Genomic DNA, 23,865 nt, shown 5'->3' on the forward strand with positions numbered 1-23,865 from the left:
TCCGCCTTCAGGCGGACCTAGCGCGCGACGTCGGCCGCGCGGCGTTCCTTACCCGTATCGGCCACGCCCATCTTGAACGCCGGGCTGTTGACCACTCCCGTCACAAACGCGGACATCCGGTTGTTGCTCTTCCCCGCGTCGCGGACGATGCCGCGGATGGTCGGCATGTCGGTGTATTCAATCCGGCGGCCGAGCGCATAGGTCATCAGGCTCTCGGTGAAGCCGGTCAGGAACACGTCCGAGTGCTTCAGCAGCGCCTCGCGCAGGCCGCCCGGGCCGTCCATCTTGGTGCCGTCGTAGAGGTCGCCGACCACGTCCACCGGCACTTCGTTGTCCTTGATGCGCCAGGCGCCGGTGACATCGAAGTTCTCGAGCGCCAGGCCCAGCGGGTCAATCACCTTGTGGCACGACGTGCACGACGGGTTCTTGCGGTGCTCCTCCATGCGCTCGCGCGTGGACAGCATCTTGCCGCCTTCGTTGGCCTTCACGGAATCGTCCAGGGCCGGCACGTTGGGCGGCGGCGGCGGCGGCGGCGACGCCAGCAGCACCTCCATCACCCACTTGCCGCGCTGCACCGGCGAGGTGCGGTCGGCCACCGACGTCAGGGTCAGGATGCTGCCCTGGCCGAGCAGGCCACGGCGATACGGCGGCATGGTGACGCGCTGGAACGCGCTGCCGGTCACGTTGGCAACGCCGTAGTGCTTGGCCAGCCGCTCGTTGACGAACGAGTAGTCGGCCGTCAGCAGCTCCGTCACCTTGCGATCCTCGCGGACGATGCTGTCGAAGAAGAGCTCGGTCTCGCGCTTCATGGCCTTGGCGAGCGTGTCGTCGTACTGCGGATACAGCAGGTAGTCGGGGGAGATCTTGTCGAGGTCCTGCAGGCGCAGCCATTGCGATCCGAAGCGCGTCGCCAGCGCCTCCGACCGCTTGTCGGCCAGCATCCGGCGGACCTGCTTGTCGAGGCCGGCCGCGGTCTTGAGCGAGCCGAGGGAGGCGGCGCGGATCAGGTCGGCGTCGGGCACCGTGCCCCACAGGAAGAACGACAGGCGCGACGCCAGGTCTTCATCGCCGATGCGGTAGTTCGCCGTGCGAATGCCGGCCGGTTGCTCTTCCAGTCGGAACAGGAAACGCGGGCTCATCAGGATGGACTGCACCGCCATGCGGATGCCGGGCTCGAAGCCGCCCTTCTTGCGCCCCTGCTCGTAGAACTTCATCGCGTCCTGCAGGTCAGCCGCCGACGGCGCGCCGCGGAAGGCCTGCGTCGCGAGCTTGTTGACAATGCCGGCGGCGCACGACTCCTCTTCGGCGGCGTTGGTCGGCCGGCAGGAGAAGATCTTCAGGCGGCTCGGCGTGTCCGAGACGCCGGTCACGTCCAGCGGCCCCTGCACCACGAAGTCCCGCAGGTGCGGCAGCATGGTGATGCCGAAGGTGATGCTGACGTCGGCCAGCGTGTTCTCGAGCGGCATCAACAGGTCGTCGACCGGGCCGTCGAGGCGCTGGATGAACGCAGCGGTGATCCGCTGCGGGCCGGCCTTGACGTGCACCGGCGGAGTCTGCAACTCGAGGCCGTTCTTCGGGTCGGTCTCGCTCATGCGCGTGTTGAGGTCGAACAACGCCACGCGCTCGCCGTTGACCGAAATCTCGACCTGCTCGGTGAGGCCATAGGCGGTCATCGAGTTGCGGCCGGCGAGGCCGCCGAGCGGCTCGTAGTGCAGCGAGGTCTTGAAGATGTAGTGGCCGTCGGCCGGGAAGGTGTGCACCACCGAGGTGCCGCCGCGCGTGCCCATGGGCGCGCCGTCGACGCGGCGCATCTGCGACGCGGCGCGGGCGATCTTGTAAGTGGTCGAGGTCGCCGTGGCGTTGCGATCGCCCACCGCGAGACGGCTGATCTGGCTGGCCGCGCGCAGGTAGCCGTCCATCAGGGTCGGCGAGAAGATCTGCGCGTCGGCAACGTTGTCGAAGCCGTGGCTGATGGTGTCGGGCGGCAGGTAGGTGGTGACGTCCACGTCCACGTGCAGCAGGTCCTTCACCGCGTTGGCGTACTCGGCGCGGTTCAGGCGCTGGAAGGGACGCGAGCCCGGATTCGGGTGGAGCGCCGCCGCCTTGTCCATGCGCGCTTCAAACGCCGCCGCCAAACCCGTGATCACCGCCGGTTCCGGACGGCGGGCGCCCGACGGCGGCATCATGCCGGCGCGGAGCTTGCGGATCATCTTCTCGGTGGTCTCACCGTGCTCATCGAGCTTGGTGGCATCGAACGTGGCCAGTGACAGGCCGCCGGCCTTGCCGCGCTCGCTGTGGCACCCGGCGCAGTACTGCTTCACCAGCGCCGTCTGCTCCGCCGACAGCATGGCAGTGGCGGCCGGGGCATGCGACGTGGTCGGCTTGACTGGCCCCGCCGAGGCTGGTCCGGCCGTCGAGGCTGGTCTCGCCGCAGCCGCCGGGGCACCCTGGGCGGCGGCGGATCTCCCCTGCGCCGAGAGACCGATGACAGCCGTGACCAGCACGGCGCTTGCGAAAGTCTTGTTCAGCATGTGATGCACTTGTGGTTGTTCTTGGCGCCGAGTGACTCGAGCAGCTTGATGGTTTCCGGATACGGTTGCGTGCGCTGCACGGGGCCGTTGGCAATGTCCACCGTGGTGTTGCCTTCGCGGTTCACCCGCTTGACGTCGGCGCCCTTCGAGACCAGGAAGAGAATCGAGTCGTTGTCGCCACGCGACGCGGCGAGGTGAACCGGGGTGTTGCCCTCGTGGTCGGCGGCGTTGACGTCGGCGCCCAGCTCTTCGACGAGGTACTTGATCGCCGGCAGGAAGCCGGTGGGCGCGTAGCGGTGCGAGTTGGCGGCAAAGCCTTCGCCGTAGCCGACGCCCGACGCGGCATGCAGCGGAAACACCGCGGGACCGCCGTAGGGAATGGGCGGCACGCCCGACAGGTCCTGCACCTGACGAATGCCTTCACCGGTGAAGGGCCGGCCCGCCGGCTTCATGGTCGGGATGTTCGGATCGGCGCCGTAGGACACCAGCAGCTTCATCGCCGCCACGTCGTTGGCGTAGGCGGCCCGCCAGAAGGGGGTCGCGCCGCTCTCGTCCACGCCGGCGAAATCCGAGTTGAACGCCTGATACCAGACCTTCCGCTGCAGGCGGACGTTGACGTCGGCGCCCTTGTCCAGGAGCGTCTTCATCAGCTCCAAGTAGGTGGTCTTCTGCTGCTGATAGGCCTTCGGACTGGGATACAGCGACTTCGGCGCCCACTGGATGTTGAGCACGCCGTAGAGCGGCGTCACGCCATTGAACGCCACCGCGTTGGGGTTGGCGCCCTTCTCGACGAGGTAAGTCGCCAGGTCGAAATGGCCATTGATGATCGCGATCAACAGCGGGCTGGTCTTGTCGCCCGCGTTCAACTGGTTGATGTCGGCACCGCCTTCGACCAGGGCCTTCACCGTGTCGGTGTAACCCTGGCGGGCGGCGAACAGGAGCGCTGACAGCCCGCCCTGCGAGCTGATCAACTCGTTGTAGCGGTAGCCGCGAGTGGCGCCGGCGATGTCAGCCGGCCGGTTGGTCTGCGGGCGGGCGGCGTTGCCGCCGGCGCCGCGCGCCATGGCTTCTTCTTCCGGCGCCGTCAGCGCGAACAGATCCACCACCTTGGTGGTGGCCTTGTGGTCGGCGCCGCGCGCCAGCAGCAGCCTGACGGCCTCGGTGCGGTTGAAGCCGGCGGCGAAGATCAGCGGCGTTTCGCCCTTGGCGCCGTCCCTGGCGTTGATGTCGGCGCCGTTCTCGATCAGCGACGTGATGGTCTTGGTGTCGCCCGCGGCGGCGGCAATCATCAGCGGTGTGGTGCCGTTGCTGGTGGTCGCCTTGGCGTCGGCGCCCGCGGCGAGCAGCGCCGCGACCACTCCGGAGTGACCGCCCTTGGCGGCAAGGTAGAGCGGCGTATACGCGCCCAGCCGCGTGGTGGCGCGCACGTTGGCGCCAGCGTAGATCAGCATCTGCGCCAGCTCGGCGTCGCCCTTCATGGCGGCCCAGTGCAGGGCGGTGGTGCCGTCGCCCTGCGCTTCGTTGACGTCGAGGCCCTTCTTGAGGAGCGCCCGCACGCCGTCGCGATCGCCCTTGCTCGCCGCCTCCGCGACTGAGCCATACGGAGTCGCTACGGCGAGCCTCGCCGAAGCGGCGCCTTGCGAAGTTGCGCCGCGAAGGCGGGCCGCATCAGCCACCGGCGCGGGCGCCTGCCCGCTAATCGCCACCGTCAGGCAGAGCGCGAGGCCGAGGCTTCCGAACAGTCTCTGTCGCAACATGACTATTCCTGCTTGGCCTGAGCGCCGTCGAAGGCGGCCGCCGTGATGTCCGGCGCCGTGGTGAGGTTGAACTCGCCGGTGCTGTCACCGAAGTTCCTGACCTCGTCCAGGCCCAGGCTGTGGATCGCCGTGAGCATGGCGTTGGCCATCGGCGTGCCGTCGGCCGCCTTGAGGTGCAGGCCGCCCTTGAGCGCGCCGCCGGCCTTGCCGGCGAAGAACAGCGGGCAGCGCTTGTGGTTGTGAATGTTCGAGTCGCCCATCGGCGAACCGTAGACGACCAGCGTGTTGTCGAGCAGGTTGCTCTCGCCGTCGGGCGTGTCCTTCAGCTTCTTGAGGAAGTACGGGAGCATGCCGACGTGGTACTTGTTGATCTTGGCGAAGTCGAGGACCCGGTCCTCGCGATCGCCGTGGTGCGACGCCGGGTGGAACCCGGTGGTGACGCCACTGGTCGGATAGACCCGGCTCGACGCGTCGCGACCCATCTTGAACGAGAACACACGCGTGATGTCCGAGGCGAAGGCCACGGCCTGCAGGTCGAACATCAGCTTGACGTGCTCGTCAAACGAGTCGGGCACGCCGACCGGCGAGGTCGGCAGCTCGCGCACCTCGCCGCTCTTGTTGTAGTGCTCGACCTTCTGGATGCGGCGCTCGATCTCGCGCACTTCGTCCAGGTAGTTTGACAGGCGGGTGCGATCGGCGGCGCCAATCTCCTTGTTCAGCCGCGACAGCTGCGAGCTGATCAGGTCGAGGATGCTCTTGTCTTCGGCGCGGCGAATCGCGCGTTCCTCCGGGGTGGCGCCGACGCCGAACAACTGGTCGAAGGCCAGGCGCGGGTCGCGAATCATCGGCAGCGGCTGGTTCGGTCCGGCCCAGCTGATGGTGTCGGTGTACACGCACGAGTAGCCGTAGGAGCAGCCGCCGGCCTGGTCCACCGCCTCGATGCACAGCTGCATTGACGGGATGGGCGTTTCCTGGCCGAACTTCCGCGCGTAGAGCTGGTCGAGCGAGATGCCGGCGCGCACGCCGGAACCCTGCGTCTGCAGCGGGTGCGCCTGGGTCAGGAACACCGCGCTCGAGCGGAAGTGGTCGCCGCCGATTTCCGGCAGCTCGAACGCTTCGGCGTTGCGCACGTCAGTGTTGCTGACAATCGTCAGGTAGTCGCGGAACGGCTCGAGCGGCGCCAGGCTGGTGGGCGACAGGTCGAAGCCCTTGCCCACGGCCGCCGGCGACCACAGGTTCTTCTCGAGGCCGAACTTGGTGGCGCCCGCGGAGCCATGCACCATTTCAATGGCGGCCAGTCGCACCTTGCCCGCGGCGGTCTTGGCGAACACGGTGCGCGCGGGCACCATCGCCTCCAGCATCGGCAGCGCCATCGTCACTCCCAGCCCACGCAGCACCGTGCGGCGGGAAATGTGCTTCTTGGTGATGAACATCAGCCTCTCCTCCGATTACCGACCAACAATCCGGCTAAAGCCGGATGCTACATGTGGCGTCCGGCTTTAGCCGGACCGTGCCGTCCGCCGTCAGGCGGACCGTGCTACCGACCGGCAGCGGTAGTCGTCTCGACCGCCGCGACCCGACCCATCCGGAAGGCGCCGCTGTTGGCGACGCCGGCAATGAACGACGAGAACTTGTAGTGGTTGCGCTTGGCGTCACGCACGATGGCGCGGACCGCCGGCATGTCGTACGACTCGACGCGGCGGCCGAGCGCGTAGGTCATCAGGCTCTCGGTGAAGCTGAGCATGATCACGTCCTGGTGCTTCAGCAGCGCGTTGCGCAGGCCGATCGGGCCGTCGAGCTTGGTGCCATCGTATAAGTCGCCCGCCGGATCCACGGCGACGCCGTTGTCCTTGATGCGCCATACGCCGGTCACGTCGAAATTCTCGAGGGCGAGGCCGAGGGGGTCAATCACCTTGTGGCACGAGGTGCAGGCCGGGTTCTTCCGGTGCTCTTCCATGCGGCCGCGCGTCGACAGGGTCCGGCCCTCATCACCGACCGCCTTGGTTTCGTCGAGCGTCGGCACGTTGGGGGGCGGCGCCGGCGGCGGCGAACCGAGCAGCACTTCCATCACCCACTTGCCGCGCAGCACCGGCGAGGTGCGGTCGGCGATCGAGGTCAGCAGCAGGACGCTGCCCTGCCCGAGCACGCCGCGGCGGTTCGGGTCGGCGATGGTCACCCGGCGATACTCCTCGCCCAGGATGTTCGGGATGCCGTAGTGCTTGGCGAGCCGCTCGTTGACGAAGGTGTGGTCCGCGGTCAGCAAGTCGGTCACGGGACGGTCTTCGCGGATCAGGCTGTCCACGAACAGCTCGGTTTCACGCACCAGCGCCTGCGACAGCGTCGTGTCCCAGTACGAATAGAAGTGGTGATCGGGACGGACCTTCTCGACGTCCTGCAGGCGCAGCCACTGCGAGGCGAACCGCGTCGACAGCGCCTCGGACCGCGGGTCGGCCAGCATGCGCTTCAACTGCTTCTCGAACACCGCTGGCGTCTGCAGCGTGCCCAGCGCGGCGACGCGGATCAACTCGGCATCGGGCACCGAGCCCCAGACGAAGAACGACATGCGTGATGCCAGATCCAGGTCGGTGATGCGGTAGGTCTGCCCGGCGCGCAACGCCGCCGGCGCCTGCTCGAGGCGGAACAGGAAGCGCGGGCTGGCGAGGATGGCCTGCACCGCCATGCGGATGCCCGACTCGAAGTCCCCCGCCTCTGCTCGCGCATCTACTGGCGAGCTACGGCGGGGCTCCGCCGTAGCGGCCTCCGGCCGCGAAGGCGAGCCGTGGCGGCCGCGCTCGTAGAAGGTCATCAACTCCTTGAAGTCGTCGGCCTGCACCGGACCACGATAGGCCCGGCCGGCGAGCTGGCGGACGATGTCGGTGGCGCAGCGGGATTCCTCGACGGCGCTGATCGGCCGGCAGGTGAAAATCCGGCGGCGGCTCGCGGTGTCCGACACGCCAGTGACGGCGACCGGGCCGGCCACCGTGAAATCGCGCAGGTGCGTGAGCGCCGTGGTGCCGAACACCTCGCCGATGTTGGTGTCGGCGAGCGTGTGCTCAATCGGCATGATCAGGTCGTCGGCCGGGCCGTCGAAGCGCTGGACGAACGCCGCCGACAGGCGCTGCTCGCCCGCCTTGATGTGGACCTTCGGCGTCTGCATGGTCATGCCGTTGGGGTCCTGCTCGTTCATGCGGGGGTTGATGTCCATCAACGCCACGCGCTCGCCGTTGATCGAGACCTCGATCTGCTCGCCGCGATAGGGGCCGCCGAACAGGTCGCCGGTCGGGCCCATGTGCAGCATGATCTTGAAGTAGTAGTCGCCGTCGGCCGGGAACACGTGCATCACCGACAGCCCGCCGCGAGTGCCGAGCGGCGCGCCTTCGACATGGCGCATCTGCGATGCCGTGCGCGGCACCTTCCAGGTCGTCGAAGCAGCGGAGGCGTTGCGGTCGCCCACCGCGAGGCGGCTGATCTGGCTGGCCGCGCGCAGGTAGCCTTCCATCAACGTCGAGGAAATGGTCTGCGAGTCGGCGATGTTGTCGAAGCCGTCGCTGATGGTGTCGGCCGGCAGGTAGGCGTTGACGTCCACGTCCACCGACAGCAGGTCTTTCACCGCGCGCGCGTACTCGGCGCGATTGAGACGCTGCGACGGACGCGATCCGGGGTTGGGGTTGAGCGCCGCGGCGCGATCGATGCGCGTCTCGAACGCCGCCGCCAGCGCGTCGATTACGGCCGGCTCGGGACGACGGGCCCCGGCGGGCGGCATCATGCCGGCGCGCAGCTTGCGGATCATCTTTTCCGTGGTGTCGGCGTGATCGACGACCGTGGTGGCGTCGAAGGCGGCGAGCGAGAGGCCGCCGGCCTTGCCGCGATCGCTATGACAGCCGGCGCAGTACTGCTTGATGACCGCGTTCTGCTCCACCGGGAGCATCGTCGTCGACGCGGGCGCGTGGGAGACGATGGCCTTGGGCGCCGAAGCGGACTCGATCGCGGGCCGCGAAGGCGGCTTGACCACGGCGGGAGCCTGCCCCGCCGAAACGGCTGAGCGACCCGCCGCGAAGGCGGGCGGCCAGGCAAACGCAGCCAACAACAAGCACGATGCGATGACTGCTCTAGTCATCGGCTTCAACACGACACGCACTTGTGGTTGTTCTTCGAGCCGAGTTTTTCGAGCAGCTTCACGGTTTCGGCATAGGGTTGCGTGCGCTGGACCGGCCCGTTGGCCATGTCGGCCACGGTCTGGCCTTCGCGGTTCACCTTGGTGACGTCGGCGCCCTTCGAGACGAGGTAGAGAATGGCGTCGTTGTCGCCACGGGCCGCAGCGTGATGCAGGGCGGTGTTGCCGTCGTGATCGACGGCATTGACGTCGGCGCCGGCCACTTCAACCATGTACTTGATGCCGGGCAGGAATCCGGCCGGCGAGTGAATGTGCGAGTTGGCGGCGAAGCCTTCGCCGAAGCCAACGCCCGCGGCCGCCTGCAACGGCGGCACGCCCGGCCCGCCCAGGGGAACCGGGGCCATCTTCGAGACGTCCTGCCCCTGGCGCACCTCACCGGAATCGCCGAGCCGCTGGCGTCCGGCTGGCCGCATCGTCGGAATGTTCGGGTCGGCGCCGTGCGCCATCAACAGCGACATCGCCGCGACATCCCCGGCAAATGCGGCGCGCCACATCGGCGTGGCGCCGATCTCATCGACACCGGCGAGATCGAAGTTATATTCCGAGTACCAGACCTTGCGGGTGAGGCGGAGGTTCGGGTCCGCGCCCTTCTCGAGCAGGGCCTTCATGAACGCCAGGTACGGGGTCCGTTGCTGGTTGTATGCCCGCGGCTGCGGATAGAGCGCGCGCGGCGCCCACGTGACATTCAGCGCGGCATAGAGCGGGGTGACGCCGTTGACGGCGGCCGCGTTCGGGTTGGCGCCGTGCTCGAGCAGCCACTGGGCCAGGTCGAACTGGCCGTTGATCGCGGCGATCAGCATCGGACTGGTCTTGTCGCCGGCCGACACCTGGTTGACATCGGCGCCGGCCGCCACCAGCGTCGTCACCGCGTCGGTGAAGCCGCCGCGCGCCGCCAGCATCAGCGCGGTCACGCCGCCCTGCGTGCCGATCAATTCGTTATAGAAATACGGCCGCTCGATCCCAGGTGTGCCGACACCACCACCGCGGCGACCGCCGCCGCCACCGCCGCCAGCGGCCGGCACGGCAGCCGGTGCCGCCGGGGCTCCCGGCGCCACCACCTGGCCGGCCCGGCCCTGGCCGGCGCCGCCCGGCTGGGCGCCGCTGCCCGATGCCTGCGCCAGGAACTCCTGCTCCTGGCTGCTCAGGCTGCCGACATTCACGACCTTCGACGTGGCCTTCAGATCCGCGCCGGCCTTGATCAACGCCTTGACGGCATCGACGCGATTGTTGGCGACGGCAAACATCAACGGCGTCTGCCCGAAGGTCTTCTCACGGGCTTCGATCTCGGCGCCATTCTCGACGAGCGTGGTCACGGCCGTGGCGTTGCCGGACGAGGCCGCGAGCATCAGCGGCGTGGTCCCGAGCGCGTTGGCCGCTTTCGCGTCGGCGCCGCCGGCGAGCAAGGCGGAGATGACGGCGGCGTGGCCCTGTTCGGCCGCGAGCAGGAGCGGCGTGTAGCCGCCGAGGCGCGTGCTGGCCTTGACGTTGGCGCCAGCGAAGAGCAGCATCTGCGCGAGCTCGGCATCGCCGTTCCGCGAGGCCCAGTGGAGCGCCGTCATGCCGTCGCCCTGCGCCGCGTTGACGTCGGCGCCGCCCTTCAGCAGCGTGCGGACGGCTTCCTTGTCGCGCCTGGCGGCCGCCGCCGCGACCGGAGCATTACTGGTCGCTATGGCGGGCCCCGCCGTAGCGGCCTGATCGTCCGCGCCGCGAAGGCGGGCGTCGGCCACGGGCGACGCCGCCGCGCTCAGCCATACCGACAACGTAATGGCGAGAACGCCGACGAGCCCGAGTCCCTGGATCACTTTGCGCATAAGCCAGCCCCTGTCACTTGCCCATAAACATGGGCCACAGAGGACACCGAGGACACTCTGTGTCCTCGGTGTCCTCTGTGGCTAACTCCTCTGCGTTCTACAGTGCGGCGGTGGTCGCCGGCACCGACGTCAACTCGAAGCGTCCCGTGCTGTCGCCGAAGCTCTTGAGGTCGTTGAGTCCGAGGTCCTGCATCAACGCCAGCATCACGTTGGCCATCGGCGTGCCGTCGGCGGCCTTGAGGTGCAGGTTGCCGCGCAGCGCGCCACCGGCCTTGCCGGCCAGGAACAGCGGGCAGCGCTTGTGGTTGTGCACGTTCGAGTTGCCCATCGGCGAGCCGTAGATCACCAGCGTGTTGTCGAGGAGGTTCTTGTCGCCCTCGGGCGTGTTCTTCAGCTTGTTCAGGAAGTACGGAATCATGCTCACGTGATACCGGTTGATCTTCATGAAGTCGGTGACACGGTCTTCGCGCTCGCCGTGGTGCGAGGCGGGGTGGAAGGCGGAGCGGACGCCGCTCTCGGGGTAGACGCGGGCGGAGCCGTCGCGGCCCATCTTGAACGAGAAGACGCGGGTGACGTCGGTCGCAAACGCCAGCACCTGCAGGTCGAGCATCAGCTTGACGTGCTCGTCGAAGGAGTCGGGCACGCCGATCGGCGCTTCCGGCAACTCGCGGGCCTCGCCCGAGGCGTTGTGCGCCTCGACCCGCTGGATGCGGCGTTCAACTTCGCGCACCTCTTCGAGGAACGCGCCGAGACGGGCGCGATCGCTGGTGCCCAGATCCTTCTGGAGCCGCGCCACCTCGCCACTGACCCAGTCGAGAATGCTCTTGTCGGTCTTGCGATGGGCAGCCCGTTCGGCCGGGGTCGCGCCGACGCCGAACAGCGAGTCGAAGGCGGCGCGCGGGTCGCGAATCATCGGCAGCGGCTGCTTCGGCGACGCCCAGCTGATGCTGTCGGTGTAGGCGCAGCTGTAGCCGTAGGCGCAGCCGCCCGACTGGTCCACGGTCTCGATGCTGAGCTGCATCGACGGGATGGCCGTGTCCTGGCCGAAATGTTGCGCGTAGATCTGGTCCAGCGAGGTGCCGGCGAAGACGTCGGAGCCCTGGGTCTTCTTCGGGTGCGCCTGCGTCAGGAACACCGCGCTCGAGCGGAAGTGGTCGGCACCGATCTCCGGCAGCGAGAACGCCTCAGCGTTGCGGACGTCGGTGTTGCTGACAATGGTGAGGTAATCACGGAACGGCTCGAGCGGCGACAGCGCGCCCGGGCTCAGGTCGAACGCCGTGCCCTCGGCGGCCGGCGACCACAGGTTCTTGCTGGCGCCAAACACGGTGGCGCCGGCGGAGCCGTGGACCATCTCGATCGCCGACAACCGCACCTTGCCCGCGGCCGCGGTCTTGGCGAGCAGCGTTTGCGCCGGGACCATCGCGTCCAGCAGCGGCAGCGCCAGGGTGACGCCAAGGCCGCGAAGAACCGTGCGGCGGGACAGGTGCTTCTTCGTGATGTATTCCATAGTGTCTATCTCTCCACTGTCGTTTCGACTGCTTCGGCTCTGCTCATCTGGAACGCCCGGCTCGTCACGACCCCCATAACGAACGCCGAGAAGCGGTTGTTGCTCTTCGCCGCGTCGCGAATGATGCGGCGAACGGTCGGCATGTCGTAGGACTCGACGCGCCGGCCGAGGCTGTAGGTCATGAGGCGCTCGGTGAAGCTCAGGACGAACATGTCCTGGTGCTTCAGGAGCGCGGCGCGCAGGCCCACCGGTCCGCTCATCTTGGTGCCGTCGTAGAGGTCGCCCACCGGATCGACCGGCTCGCCGTTGTCGCGAATGCGCCAGCGTCCGGTGACGTCGAAGTTCTCGAGCGCCAGGCCGAGCGGGTCGATCACGCGGTGGCACGAGTTGCACTGCGGGTTGGCGCGGTGCTGCTCCATGCGCTGGCGCGTGGTCAGCTGCTTCTCGCCGGCGTCGGCCTTGGTCTCGTCGAGGGCCGGCACGTTCGGTGGCGGCGCCGGCGGCGGCGAGGCGAGCAGCACTTCCATCACCCACTTGCCGCGCAGCACCGGCGAGGTGCGATCGGCGACCGAGGTCAGCGCCAGGATGCTGCCCTGGCCGAGCAAGCCGCGGCGGTTCTCGCCGGCAAGCGCGACGCGGCGGAACTCCGGCCCGTTCACGTCCGGGATGCCGTAGTGCCTGGCGACCCGCTCGTTCACGAAGGTGTAGTCTGCCGTCAGCAAGTCGAGAATCGACCGATCCTCGCGGACGATGCTGTCGAAGAACAGCTCGGTTTCGCGCCTCAGCGCCTCCGACAGCTTGAAGTCGTAGTACGGGAACAGCAGCGCGTCGGGATTGATCTTCTCGAGGTCCTGCAGCCGGAACCACTGCGACGCGAATCGCGTCGCCAGCGCCTCGGACCGGGGATCCGCGAGCATGCGCTTGACCTGCGCCGCCAGCACGCCCGGTCCACGCAGGGTGCCCTGGCCGGCGATCTTCAGCAGTTCGGCGTCAGGGCCCGTGCCCCAGAGAAAGAACGACAGGCGGGACGCCAGGTCCACGTCGGCGATGCGGTAGGTCTGGCCGGGACGCACCGTCGCCGGCGCTTCCTCGAGACGGAACAGGAACTTGGGGCTCGCCAGGATGGCCTGCACCGCGAGGCGGATGCCCGACTCGAAGTCCCCACCTTCCGTGCGTCCCTGCTGGTAGAACTTCTGCAGGCCGTCGTAGTCCGCCGCGGTCAGCGGCGCGCGATACGCCTGCGTCGCGATCCTGCGGATGATCTGCGAGGCGCACGCGGCCTCCTCCGCCGCCGCCGTCGGGCGGCAGCTGAAGATCTTCTTGCGGCTGGACGTTTCGGACACGCCAGTGACCTTGAAGGGCCCGCCCACGGCGAACTCGCGCAGGTGCGGCAGTGTGGTGATGCCGAAGCCCGAACCGATCTGGCTGTCGGCCAGCGTGTGATCGATCGGCGGCATCAGGTCGTCGGGCACCGCGTCGAAGCGCTGCACGAACGCCGCCGCCAGTTGATGCGTCCCCGCCTTGACGTGAATCTTCGCCGTCGTCAGGTTCATGCCGGTCGCATCCGACTCGCTCATGCGCGGGTTGATCTCGAGCGCGGCGACGCGCTCCCCGTCGATCGACACTTCAATGATCTCGCCGCGCACCGTGCTGCCAAACAACTGGCCGGTGGGGATCGAGTGCAACTGCATGCGGAAGCTGTAGTCGCCGTCCGCGGGGAACGTGTGCATCACGGCGGTGCCGCCGCGAGTGCCGAACGGGGCGCCCTCGACGTGCCCCATCTGCGAGCCGGTGCGACGGACCTTGTAGGTGACCTCGGCGGCGCCGGCCTTCGGATCGCCGACCGCCAGCGAGCTGATGCGGCTGGCGGCGCGCAGGTAGCCTTCCATCAACGCCGCCGAGAAGCTCTGCGAGTCGGCCACGTTGTCGAAACCGGCACTGATTTGATCGGGCGGCAGGAACGCGGTGACGTCAACGTCGAGGTCGAACATGCCGGCGACCGCGCGCGTGTACTCGGCGCGGTTCAGGCGCTGGAACGGTCGGCGGCCAGGGTTAGGGTTGAGGGCCGCAGCCTGATCGAGCCGCGTTTCCATGGCGGAGACGAACGACGTCAGCACCGCCGGCTCGGGCCGCCGCGCGCTGGCCGGCGGCATCATGCCGGAGCGGATCTTGCGGATCATCTTCTCCGCAACCTCGGCAACTTCAGCGTCGTGACCGACCTTCGACGCATCAAATCCGGCAAGCGTGAGCCCGCCCGCGTTGTTCTTGTTGCGATCGTTGTGACAGGTGGCGCAGTACTGCTTGACGAGTGCGGTCTGCGATTCCGTAACGGAAGTGTTCGCGTGACCAACGGCCACAGCCGGCCCGCCTACGCCCGCTTGTTGAGGCGCGGGCTTCGGCGTGGTCACGCCGGAGCGGCCTTCGGCCGCGGAGGCGGACGCCTGCTGCTGTTCCGCGTACACGCGAAACCCCAGCCCCAGGACGATGGTGGAAATGACCACGAACGAGAGTTTCTTCATGCTCGCCTTGTCCCCCGCTCCAGGGACGGTTTTTAACAGGGCCGTTGTAACACTAACAAGCCGAATTTTCAACGACTTAGAGACATTTCTTGTCACCGGTTGTCATCGCCGTGGTAGATTCCCGCAGACAAATTGGATGGTCGGGGTCAGGCCGCGAAAAGCGCCCTTCTTGTGGCGAATTTGGCCACAAGAAGGGCGCTTTTCGCGGCCTGACCCCAATCCTCCCTTCACGGAGGGCGCATGGATCGGCGGAAAACCATCTCCCGGCGGCGGGTATTGGCGGTCGGCACGGCCGGAATTGTCGGTGCGGCCCTGCCAATGGCAGGCCAAAGCCCCGACCAGGCGGCCCGTCCGAAGGTGCCGGCCGACCCGACCAAGGTGCAGGGTCCGCTGAGCACCGGCGTCGGCGGGCGCTCGCCGTTCGAGCAGCCCAGGCGGGTGTCGCTCAGCGACCGCCGCACCTCGAGCCAGACGCCCCTCCAGGATCTCGACGGCATCATCACCCCGTCGGACCTGCACTTCGAACGGCACCACGGCGGCGTCCCGGCCATCGATCCCAGGCAGCACACGCTGCTGATCCATGGCATGGTCGATCGGCCACTGGTGTTCACGGTGGATGACCTCCGGCGCTTCCCCGGGCGGTCGGTCATCCGGATGATGGAATGCTCCGGCAACGGCGGCCGCATCTATCGCCGCGAAGGCAACCAGACCGACCTCACCCCGCAGCAGATCGACGGGCTGACGAGCACGAGCGAGTGGACGGGCGTGCCGCTCGCCACCCTGTTCCGCGAAGCCGGCGCCTCGCCCAAGGCGAAGTGGTTCCTGGCCGAAGGCAGTGACGCCGCGGTGATGACGCGCAGCATCCCCATCGAGAAGGCCTACGACGACGCGATGATCGCCTACGGACAGAACGGCGAGCCGCTCCGTCCCGAGCAGGGCTACCCGATCCGCCTGTTCCTCCCCGGCGTGGAAGGCAACGCCAGCATCAAGTGGCTGCGCCGCATCGAGCTGGCCGATCAGCCGTTCATGACGCGCGAGGAGACCTCGAAGTACACCGACCCGCTACCCGACGGCACCGCGCGCATCTTCAGCCTCGACATGGACGCCAAGTCGCTGATCACCGAGCCGGCGTTCCCCGACAAGCTCACCGGCCCCGGCTGGTGGGAAGTGCGCGGCATCGCCTGGAGCGGACGCGGCAAGATCGCACGCGTGGACCTCAGCACCGATGGCGGCAAGACCTGGCAGCCGGCGAAGCTGGACGATCCGGTGCTGCCCAAGTGCCACACACGCTTCCGCCTGCCGTTCGAATGGAAGGGCGGCGAGGCCACGTTGATGAGCCGCGCCACCGACGAGACCGGCTACACGCAGCCGACGCTCGACGTGCTGATGGCGGCGCGCGGGCCGGCCACCGCGTATCACTTCAATCACATTCGCGGCTGGAAGGTGTTCGCTGATGGCACGGTGAAGTTCGCGGGGGGGGCGTAATGAAGACGGTTATTGCCACGGCGCTGGTCGCAGTTTCCGCGTCCGCCTTCGCGCTCGCTCAATCCGGGGCTCGCGCTTCGGCGAGACAGCCTTCGCGGCTCGAGATCGGCAGAGCCGCTACGGCTGACGAGATCAGGAAGCTCGACATCGACGTGATGCCCGACGGCCGCGGCTTGCCGCCGGGCCGCGGCACCGTCGCCGAGGGCGCCACCATCTACGCCGCCAAGTGCCGCTCGTGCCATGGCGCCAACGGTGAGGGCGGCGCGTTCGATCGCCTCGTCGGCCGCGACTCGGGCCCGAACTTCAACTTCGCGATGGATCCCAAACTGGTGAAGACGGTGGGCAACTACTGGCCCTACGCCACGACGCTGTACGACTACACCTATCGCGCCATGCCGTTCACGCAACCCGGCACGCTGACGCCGAACGAAACCTACTCGCTGGTCGCCTACATCCTGGCGCTCAACAAGATCGTTCCGGACGACGCGGTGATGGATCAGGCGACGCTGGCCAAGGTGGTGATGCCGGCGCGCGATCGGTTCGTCGTCGACAATCGCCGGGGCGGCAAGGTCGTCAAATAGCCCGACACGGGACGGGGCGGAAGCCGGGAGTGCGGGCTACCGTTTCTGCGGCGAGCCCACCGGCTTGAGCACGGTGAGATCCTGAGAGTCCACCGAGTACTCAGTGAACGGCTGGTACATCTCGTCCCAGCTCTGCTCCGACCAGAACACCTCGAGCTGCGGGCCGGGGTTCCACTTGTTGCGCACCGAGTTGTCGTAGACGCCGATGCCGGTGATCTTGCTGCCCGCCGGAATCTTGAGCGGCTCGGCCAGTTCGTAGTTGAACTGCCAGTTGAAGTCGAACTTCGGCACGTTCAGGATCACCTGCTCGCGGCCGTCGGGATAGGTGACCACCCACTTCAGGCTCTTGCCGCGCAGGTGCATGTGCGGTGACATCGCGTAGAGCGTGATGTCTTCGGTCACCGGCGTGATGCCGGTGAGCTTCCAGTTCTCCGCGTAGGGCGGAATGTTCGGCGTGGTGCGGCTGCGGCGCGTGCTGCTCGGGTCGGCGACGTATTCCGTTTCACGCCCCTCCGCGCGATAGATCGACAGCCCGCCCTTGGTGGTGGCGAGCGGATCGCCAGCCTGGCGGATCAGCACTTCGTGCGTCACCGGCACCTTGTTGAACCAGATGCCCAGCTTCGTCCGATCCTTCTGAGGCGTGCCGGTCGGGTTGTAGTGCATCTGCCAGTTCACATACTTGCCGGCGGGAATGCGCTTGCCGATGTCCGGGCGGTGAATGTCGAGGCCGCGGCCGGGCACCCACGAGAGCAGCTTGCTCGATCCAGGCAAACCCGAATCGGTGGACGGCAATCCGCGCGACCCGCGGTCGCCGATGACCTTGCCGTCGGCGCCGACAATGCGGCCGTCAACCAGGCGCGAGCCCTCTGGGATGTCGACGAAGTAGATGCCGGCGTGGTGTACCACGGCGCGATTGCTCGGGTGCAGCTCGACGACTTCCGCGAAGCGGTCTTCGCTCCACGGCACCTTCGAATAGAACATCTGCACGCCGACTTCGCCTTCGGCGGGAATCTCGAACTCGACCGGCATCTCGAGCACGGCGTCCGGTTCGCGCGTGCCGAACGACCAACCCGACGCAAACGTGGGCGCCAGCGGCATCTCGGCCGCGTTGCCGCGCGCCGCGCCGCCATCCACCCAGGCGGCGATGGTGTCGATTTCCTTCTGTGACAGGCTGACGTCGTTGCGCATCGGCAGCGTCTGGGTCATGTCGGCGCCCCAGGGCGGCATCTCGCGCGCCACGACCTTGGCCTTGATCGCCTTGGCCCACGGCCGCGCATCGTCGTACGAGAGCAGCGCCATGGGCGCGACCTCGCCGGGACGATGGCAGTTGGCGCACTTCTTGTACATGATGGGCGCGACGTCTTTGGCAAACGTCGGCGCGCTCGCGGAGGTGGGGGCTGGAGTCTGAGCGGTGGCGCGGAACGAACCTAGTGCCGCCACGCCGATCACGACAAGTGCCAGTCGCTTCATATCGCCCTCGCAGGTTTCGCGGATGGTATTCCTCGGGGTCTGACCGCATTCACCCAAAAGGGTGAATTTCGTGGCCTGACCCCAATCATCCCTCACAACGACCGGCGACCCGCCTTCGCTCGCTGCGCGAGCTTCGGCGCGGTCCGTCGTCGCGGCCTCCGGCCGCTCCGCGGATACTAGCCTATTTCGGGGCGCCCGCAACGCACGACGCCACGGCCTCGACGGCCGAGGTCATGTTGAGGCGGCTGACCGGCGTGCCCTTGATGAACAGGCCGCGAATCACCATGGTGTGGTCGCGGTGCTGAGGCAGGCTGAACTCCCCCACCCCGATCAACTTGAAGCGGTTCTTGCCGGCGGGCGGCGTCTTGGGGATGTCGGCCGCCGGCGCCTGGTTGGCAATGCTCGGGACCGGGTCGGTGGCGGCGACCAGCATCCAGTTGCCGGCGCCTTGCTCGCGCAGGCAGCCGGTCACGCTGACAATCTCCGCCTTGTTCGCCGCCGGCGCTTGCGCGGCGAGCGCCAGGGACCAGACCAGAATCGAATGGAGGGTCATGACGGTCGCTATGATAGCCGACGTGACCCCCCTTCGCCGCCTCGCGATCACCGCCATCCTGGTGGCGGTCGCGGTCGCGAGCCCGGCCGGGCACGAAGCGGAGCGGACGCGCGTCGTCCTCACCTTCCTGGCGGATGGCCGCTTCGTGCTCGACGTCGCCAACGATCCGCTGTGGATGCTGATGCGGCTCGAGACGTTCGCCGGCGGCACCGTGCCCGCGAATCCCACGCCGGCGCAACGCGACACGCGCCTCGCCGAGCTCGGCTCCGTCTTCGCGGACCGCATCGTCTTGTTCGTGGACGGGCGCGAGGTCCGGGCCGAGTCGGTTGCGTACGTGCCGCCGCCGGCATCGCCGGCCGATTCACTCGCGACGTTCACCCTGACGGGACACATGCCGCGCGGCGCCTCGAACCTGCGCTGGCTGTACGGCATCGTCGCCGACCCCTACCCGCTGGAGATTCGCCAGGCCGACGGCTCCAGCACCATCGAGTGGATCCACGGCACCAACTGGAGCGGCACCATCGACCTCACGCGGAGCTTCCCGCGGCTGACGCGGTGGGAGATCGCGCGGCAGTACCTCGCGCTCGGCTACACGCACATCCTGCCGAAGGGGCTCGACCACATCCTGTTCGTACTGGGCATCTTCCTGCTCAGCCCGCGGGTAAAGACGATGCTGCTGCAGGTGACGGCCTTCACCGTCGCGCACTCGATCACGCTGGGCCTGTCCATCTACGGCATCGTCTCGCTGCCGTCGCGCGTCGTCGAGCCGCTGATCGCGTTGTCGATCGCGTACGTGGCGATCGAGAACCTGCTGACGCGCGAGCTGAAGCCGTGGCGCCTGGCGTTGGTGTTCATGTTCGGGTTGCTGCACGGGCTGGGGTTCGCGGGCGTGCTGCGAGAACTCGGCCTGCCGCGTGACGAGTTCCTCACGGGACTGCTGACGTTCAATCTCGGCGTGGAGGGCGGACAGCTGACCGTGATCGCGATGGCGTGGGTGGTGGTGGCGCCGTTGGTGACACGAGGCTGGTACCGCCAGCGTGTGGTGATACCAGCCTCGTTAGTGATTGCCGCGATCGGGATCTACTGGACGATCACGCGGGTGGTGTGGTCCGCCTAAAGGCGGACGCCACGTTGCCGCCGAGGGGTCAGACCCCTCGCCATCACCCGCTCGGGGTCGGACCCCTACGGCACGAACTTCTGGATCCGCTGGCCGTAAGTGTCGGCGGCGTAGACCGCGCCCTTCGAGTCGACGACGATGCCGTGCACCCAGTCGAACTCGCCGGGGCCGAGGCCCTGCTTGCCCCACGTAGCCACGACCTTGCCATCCTTCAGCGACAGCTTGTGGACGCGCTCCAGCGCGTGGTCGGCGATGAACGCGAACCCGTCGTCACCCTTGCGCGAAATTGCGATGTCCCACGGGTTCCAGCCCTCGACCTTGATCTCGCGCAGGTAGGTCAGGTTCTTGTCGAACACCTGCAGGCGATGGCCCTCGCGGTCGATGATGTAGAGGTTCTCCTGTGCATCGACGGCGAGCTTGTGCGGCAGCACCCATTCGCCGGGACCGTTGCCCTTGTCGGCCGGGCCGCCGGCGCCCTTGGCCACCTGCTTGATGAACTTGCCGGTCTTGTCGAACAACACCACGCGGTTGTTGCCGTAGCCGTCGGTGACCACGATGTTGCCGTTCTTGAGGACGGCGATGCCGGAGGGCAGATCGAAATGCGTGGCGTCGTTGCCCTTCTCACCGGTCGTGCCCAGTTGCAGCAGGAACTTGTCCAGCTTCGGGCTGAGCTTGACGATGCGATGCGCATCGCGCTCGATCATGTAGACGTTGCCTTCCCAATCCACCGCGCCCGAGTGCTGCCAGTTGGGATTGAGCTTCTTGCCGTTGATCTCCTGGTCGCCACCGACCATCACGACGTTGCCGGCGGTGTCGAACACCATGATCGGCTTGGCGCCGCGGTTGAACACGTAGATGCGATCCTGCGTGTCAATGGCCACGCCGGAAATGCCCGGCTGGTTGGTGGGACCGGCCGGGTTGGGCGCGGCGGCACCGGCGGGCCGGCCCATCGCGCGGCGCGCGGCCGCTTGCGCGTCGCGCTCGGCCGGCGGCGGCGGCGCGTCCTTCAAGCCAAAGAAGTCGCCAGACGGCAGCTTCGGCCAGTTCGGCACGATCTTGTAGCCGCCATCACCTTGCGCGAACGCGCCCGACGAGGTGAGCATGAGCGCGGCGGCGAGGGTCGAAGAGACGAGGATCTTTCGCATGCGTTTCTGCCTTTGCCTTTTGCCTTCTGGCTTTCGGTGAGAGAGGATACACCACATGACACGACACTGGACCCTGGCCCTGCTCGCGATCGCGCTGGCGTCGGTCGCCCTTGATGCGCAACAAGTCCCCAAGGGCCAGATGCCGACGCTCGGCCGGCCCACCGAGAGCGGCGACCAGGTCCCGCTCCTGGATTTCGACGCCTACTTCCTCGGCAAGTGGACCTTCGAGTGGTCGATGCCGGAGACCGCGCTCGGCCCCGCCGGCGACTACACCGGCACCACGGTCTACACCAAGATCGATGGCCGCTTCTACGAAGCGGTGACCGAAGGCCAGGGCCCGGCGGGCCCGTTCACGGTGCGCGAAGTGATCGCCTACCACCGCGAAAACAAGGTGGTGGCGCGACAGGTCACGGATTCACGCGGGCACGGCCGGATGGAGTTTGGTCCGGTGGGCGGGGACCTGGGCGGGATCTACAACTTGATCTACGAGAGCATGCCGTTCACGTATGGCGGCAAGACCATCCGCCTGAAGAACACGTTGCGGCTGATGTCGCCGCTCGGCTACCGCGTGGCCAGCAGCATTTCAGTGGATGGGGGTCCTTTCACCAACCTCGGTAACCCGTGGTGGCGAAAGAACCCCTAGCCCCTTACTTCTTCATCTCGATCTTGATCAGCTTGAGGACTTCGGTCTTGCCCTCGAGCTCGGTCTTCCCGGCCGGGTACTTGTTGTAGTTGAGGATGTGCGCGACGATGTCGGCCTTCAGGGCCGGCGTCACCGTGCTGGGCCCGCTCGGCGGCATCGAAATACGGATGCGTTCGAAAAGGTCGCCCACCGACAACTCGTTCCAGTTTCCGGCGAAGTCGCCACCCGAGAGCGCGGGAGCAAACCCGTCGCCGGCGAGGTCGTTGCCGTGGCACTCGGAGCACGCGGTCTTGTACTCCGCCGCGCCGCGCGCTGCCTGTTCCGCGGTGAACACGCCGTCCCACACGGTGCGGCCCGCCGGTTCCTGCGCCACCCGAGCCGACGACTGCATCACGCCGACCGTCCAAATTGCCGCCACTGCCACAAATGCGATGCGAAGCTTCATACCGGCATTGTATCAGGGCAGGCGGAAGGCAATGTACTCACCTGAGTAGTTGCCACCGCTCACGGCCACGACGATGTATTGCCTGCCGTCAAGCATGTAGGTCATCGGTGAGCCGCTCTGCTGAGCCGGCAGGTAGACCGCGCCTACCTGGGCGCCGGTCTTCTTGTCGTAGGCGCGCAGCATGGCGCCACGCGGCCGCCCGGGCGCCGACGTGACCTGCGGATCACCGAGCACGACCAGCGTGCGCGTGATCACCAGGCCGACGGCGCCGTTCTGCCCGGTCTTGGGGATGTCCAGGCCCTTGAGCAGCGGGTGATTGCGGACCACGTCGGGCGTGTCGCCGTGCGGCACCTGCCACATCAGGTCGCCCTTGTTCAGATCGATGGCGGCCAGCACGCCGTACGGCGGCTTCACGACCGGCAGGCCCTGGACGTTCAGCGCCGGCGGCGGCGGCAGTGCGGCGGCGCCCGCCGCCGCGGCCGGTTCGGCCGCGCGCGGGGCGTCCGCGGCGCTGCCAAAGCCGGGGCCTTCACGCAGCGAGAACTGCGCGCCCTTGACGCCGGCGAGGTAGCGGATGTCGGAGTAGCCCGGAGGCCCCTCGACCAGCGAACCGGCCGTCACGCCCGAGTTACTCGCGGGCAGGTAGGCGACCTTGGTTTCCGGATCGAGTCCGGCGCCGGGCCAGTTGGTGCCGCCGCCGGTGTTGCCGATGTTCAGCGCGCCGAGCAGGCCGTTGACGTCGCCGAGGATGTAGGGCACGTACGGCGACTGATCGGTGCGGTAGCGCTTGAGCAGCGTCAGGCCCTCGGCGCGCAACGCCGGCGTGTAGTCGATCACATCGTCGGGGATCTTGACGAAGGTGCGGGCGTAGGCCGGCGGCTTGCTCGGGATGGGCTGCGTCTTCGCCGACTTCTCGCCGGGCGCGTCGCTCTGTGGGACCGCCGTCTCCGGCATCGGCCAGATCGGCTTGCCCGACACGCGATCGAACATGTAGAGCCAGCCCTGCTTGCTGGGCACGGCCACGGCCTTGATCGGCTTGCCGTCGACGGTGACGTCCACCAGCAGCGGCGCCGACGACATGTCGTGATCCCAGATGCCGTGGTGAATGAACTGGAAGTGCCACTTGCGGGCGCCGGTCTTCAGATCCACCGCGACGAGACTCTCCGCGAACAGGTTGTCGCCCGGGCGGTGACCGCCGTAGAAGTCGGACGACGGCGTCTCGACGGGGAGGTAGACCGTGCCGAGTTCTTCATCAACGGTGATCTGCGCCCACACGCCGGTGTTGCCGTTGTTGGCCCACGACTCGTTCTCCCAGGTGTCGCCGCCGACTTCACCGGGCTTGGCGATGGTGTTGAACGTCCACAGCACCTTGCCGGAGCGCGCGTCATAGGCGCGAACCATGCCCTTGGTGTTGTTGTGGGTCTTGACGGTCATGCCCTCCTTGAACGACGAGCCGACAATCACCATGTCGCGAATGATCGTGGGCGTGGAGTGCAACCCGATCTCACCGGTCTCGAGATCGATCTGCTGGCCGCGCCCATAGACGGCGCCGACCTTCATGTCAACGATGCCGTCGCGGCCAAAGCTGGGGATGGGCTGCCCGGTCTTGGCGTTGAGCGCGACCAGCCGATAGCCGGTGGTCACGTAGATGATGCGATCGTCGCCCTTGTTGTCGGTCCAGTACGACACGCCGCGGCCCGACAGCTGGCGCGGGGCGCCGCCGGCGCGCATGCCTTCGCGGATGCCGTTGAACACCCACAGCTGCTCGCCGGTGCGGGCGTCGAGCGCGATCACGGCGCGGCGCGAACCGCCGGTCGTGTAGATCACGCCCTTCACCATCAACGGCGTGCCTTCGAGCTTGTACTCGGGGCGCGAGCCGAGATTGTCGGTCTTGAACCGCCACGCCACCTCGAGCGAGTTGAAGTTGGCGGCGTTGATCTGATCGAGGGGAGAAAAGCGCGTGCCCCTGACATCGCCGGTGTAATACGGCCACTCGCCTTTCGTGGTGCCGTCGGCGAGGTTGACGGTGCCGGCCTGACCCGAAAGGCCGACATTCAGTGCTGCGATGCCGGCCACCAGGACGATGGCCGCCAAGCTTACCCGTGCGATACGTGACATAACGTTCCC

General features: G+C 67.6%; 16 protein-coding genes. 4 read left to right on the forward strand and 12 right to left on the reverse strand.

Annotation, left to right across the window (positions count from 1 at the left end):
- Window positions 1–17 precede the first annotated feature (17 nt).
- The 7 genes from WC815_04480 to WC815_04510 form a co-directional block, all read right to left on the reverse strand.
- Window positions 18–2,531, reverse strand: a complete 2,514-nt coding sequence (locus WC815_04480) for a DUF1592 domain-containing protein (protein ID MFA5908015.1) — start codon at window positions 2,529–2,531, stop codon at window positions 18–20.
- A complete protein-coding gene (locus tag WC815_04485; protein ID MFA5908016.1) occupies window positions 2,525–4,288 on the reverse strand; it encodes an ankyrin repeat domain-containing protein in 1,764 nt (587 codons plus the stop codon). The genes WC815_04480 and WC815_04485 overlap by 7 nt, the downstream gene beginning before the upstream one ends.
- 2 nt (window positions 4,289–4,290) lie before the next feature.
- The gene (locus WC815_04490) at window positions 4,291–5,721 is read right to left on the reverse strand and encodes a DUF1552 domain-containing protein (protein ID MFA5908017.1); all 1,431 of its coding nucleotides are present in this window, start codon (window positions 5,719–5,721) and stop codon (window positions 4,291–4,293) included.
- 104 nt (window positions 5,722–5,825) lie between these two features.
- Window positions 5,826–8,300 (reverse strand): DUF1592 domain-containing protein, encoded by a 2,475-nt coding sequence (locus tag WC815_04495; GenBank protein MFA5908018.1) that lies wholly within the window; start codon window positions 8,298–8,300, stop codon window positions 5,826–5,828.
- A 110-nt stretch (window positions 8,301–8,410) separates the two neighbouring features.
- Window positions 8,411–10,273 carry an ankyrin repeat domain-containing protein gene (locus WC815_04500; GenBank protein MFA5908019.1) on the reverse strand — a complete coding sequence of 621 codons (1,863 nt, stop codon included), beginning with the start codon at window positions 10,271–10,273 and terminating at the stop codon, window positions 8,411–8,413.
- A gap of 97 nt (window positions 10,274–10,370) precedes the next feature.
- A complete protein-coding gene (locus tag WC815_04505; protein MFA5908020.1) occupies window positions 10,371–11,780 on the reverse strand; it encodes a DUF1552 domain-containing protein in 1,410 nt (469 codons plus the stop codon).
- A 5-nt stretch (window positions 11,781–11,785) separates the two neighbouring features.
- A complete protein-coding gene (locus WC815_04510) occupies window positions 11,786–14,299 on the reverse strand; it encodes a DUF1592 domain-containing protein (GenBank protein ID MFA5908021.1) in 2,514 nt (837 codons plus the stop codon).
- A gap of 240 nt (window positions 14,300–14,539) precedes the next feature.
- Between WC815_04510 and soxC the strand changes: the two genes are divergently transcribed.
- Window positions 14,540–15,784 carry a sulfite dehydrogenase gene (soxC, locus tag WC815_04515; GenBank protein ID MFA5908022.1) on the forward strand — a complete coding sequence of 415 codons (1,245 nt, stop codon included), beginning with the start codon at window positions 14,540–14,542 and terminating at the stop codon, window positions 15,782–15,784.
- The gene (locus tag WC815_04520) at window positions 15,784–16,365 is read left to right on the forward strand and encodes a cytochrome c (GenBank protein ID MFA5908023.1); all 582 of its coding nucleotides are present in this window, start codon (window positions 15,784–15,786) and stop codon (window positions 16,363–16,365) included. Before soxC ends, WC815_04520 begins: the two co-directional genes overlap by 1 nt.
- Before the next feature lie 36 nt (window positions 16,366–16,401).
- On the opposite strand, the gene WC815_04525 is transcribed toward WC815_04520, so the two are convergent.
- Together WC815_04525 and WC815_04530 are read right to left on the reverse strand one after the other, a co-directional pair.
- Window positions 16,402–17,835: a cytochrome c gene (locus tag WC815_04525; GenBank protein ID MFA5908024.1), complete on the reverse strand. Its 1,434-nt coding sequence runs from the start codon at window positions 17,833–17,835 to the stop codon at window positions 16,402–16,404.
- A 181-nt stretch (window positions 17,836–18,016) separates the two neighbouring features.
- The gene (locus tag WC815_04530; protein ID MFA5908025.1) at window positions 18,017–18,388 is read right to left on the reverse strand and encodes a hypothetical protein; all 372 of its coding nucleotides are present in this window, start codon (window positions 18,386–18,388) and stop codon (window positions 18,017–18,019) included.
- A gap of 22 nt (window positions 18,389–18,410) precedes the next feature.
- Between WC815_04530 and WC815_04535 the strand changes: the two genes are divergently transcribed.
- Window positions 18,411–19,505, forward strand: coding sequence for a HupE/UreJ family protein (locus tag WC815_04535; GenBank protein ID MFA5908026.1), 1,095 nt, complete (start codon window positions 18,411–18,413; stop codon window positions 19,503–19,505).
- 65 nt (window positions 19,506–19,570) lie between these two features.
- On the opposite strand, the gene WC815_04540 is transcribed toward WC815_04535, so the two are convergent.
- Complete coding sequence (locus tag WC815_04540) at window positions 19,571–20,650, reverse strand: 6-bladed beta-propeller (protein MFA5908027.1); 1,080 nt, start codon at window positions 20,648–20,650, stop codon at window positions 19,571–19,573.
- A 55-nt stretch (window positions 20,651–20,705) separates the two neighbouring features.
- On the opposite strand from WC815_04540, the gene WC815_04545 reads away from it, so the two are divergent.
- Window positions 20,706–21,293 (forward strand): hypothetical protein, encoded by a 588-nt coding sequence (locus WC815_04545; protein ID MFA5908028.1) that lies wholly within the window; start codon window positions 20,706–20,708, stop codon window positions 21,291–21,293.
- A gap of 4 nt (window positions 21,294–21,297) precedes the next feature.
- On the opposite strand, the gene WC815_04550 is transcribed toward WC815_04545, so the two are convergent.
- The gene (locus tag WC815_04550) at window positions 21,298–21,738 is read right to left on the reverse strand and encodes a c-type cytochrome (GenBank protein MFA5908029.1); all 441 of its coding nucleotides are present in this window, start codon (window positions 21,736–21,738) and stop codon (window positions 21,298–21,300) included.
- 12 nt (window positions 21,739–21,750) lie between these two features.
- Window positions 21,751–23,856, reverse strand: a complete 2,106-nt coding sequence (locus WC815_04555; GenBank protein MFA5908030.1) for a PQQ-binding-like beta-propeller repeat protein — start codon at window positions 23,854–23,856, stop codon at window positions 21,751–21,753.
- Window positions 23,857–23,865 lie beyond the last annotated feature (9 nt).

This window comes from Vicinamibacterales bacterium, assembly GCA_041659285.1.
Classification (GTDB): Bacteria; Acidobacteriota; Vicinamibacteria; order Vicinamibacterales; family UBA2999; genus 12-FULL-67-14b.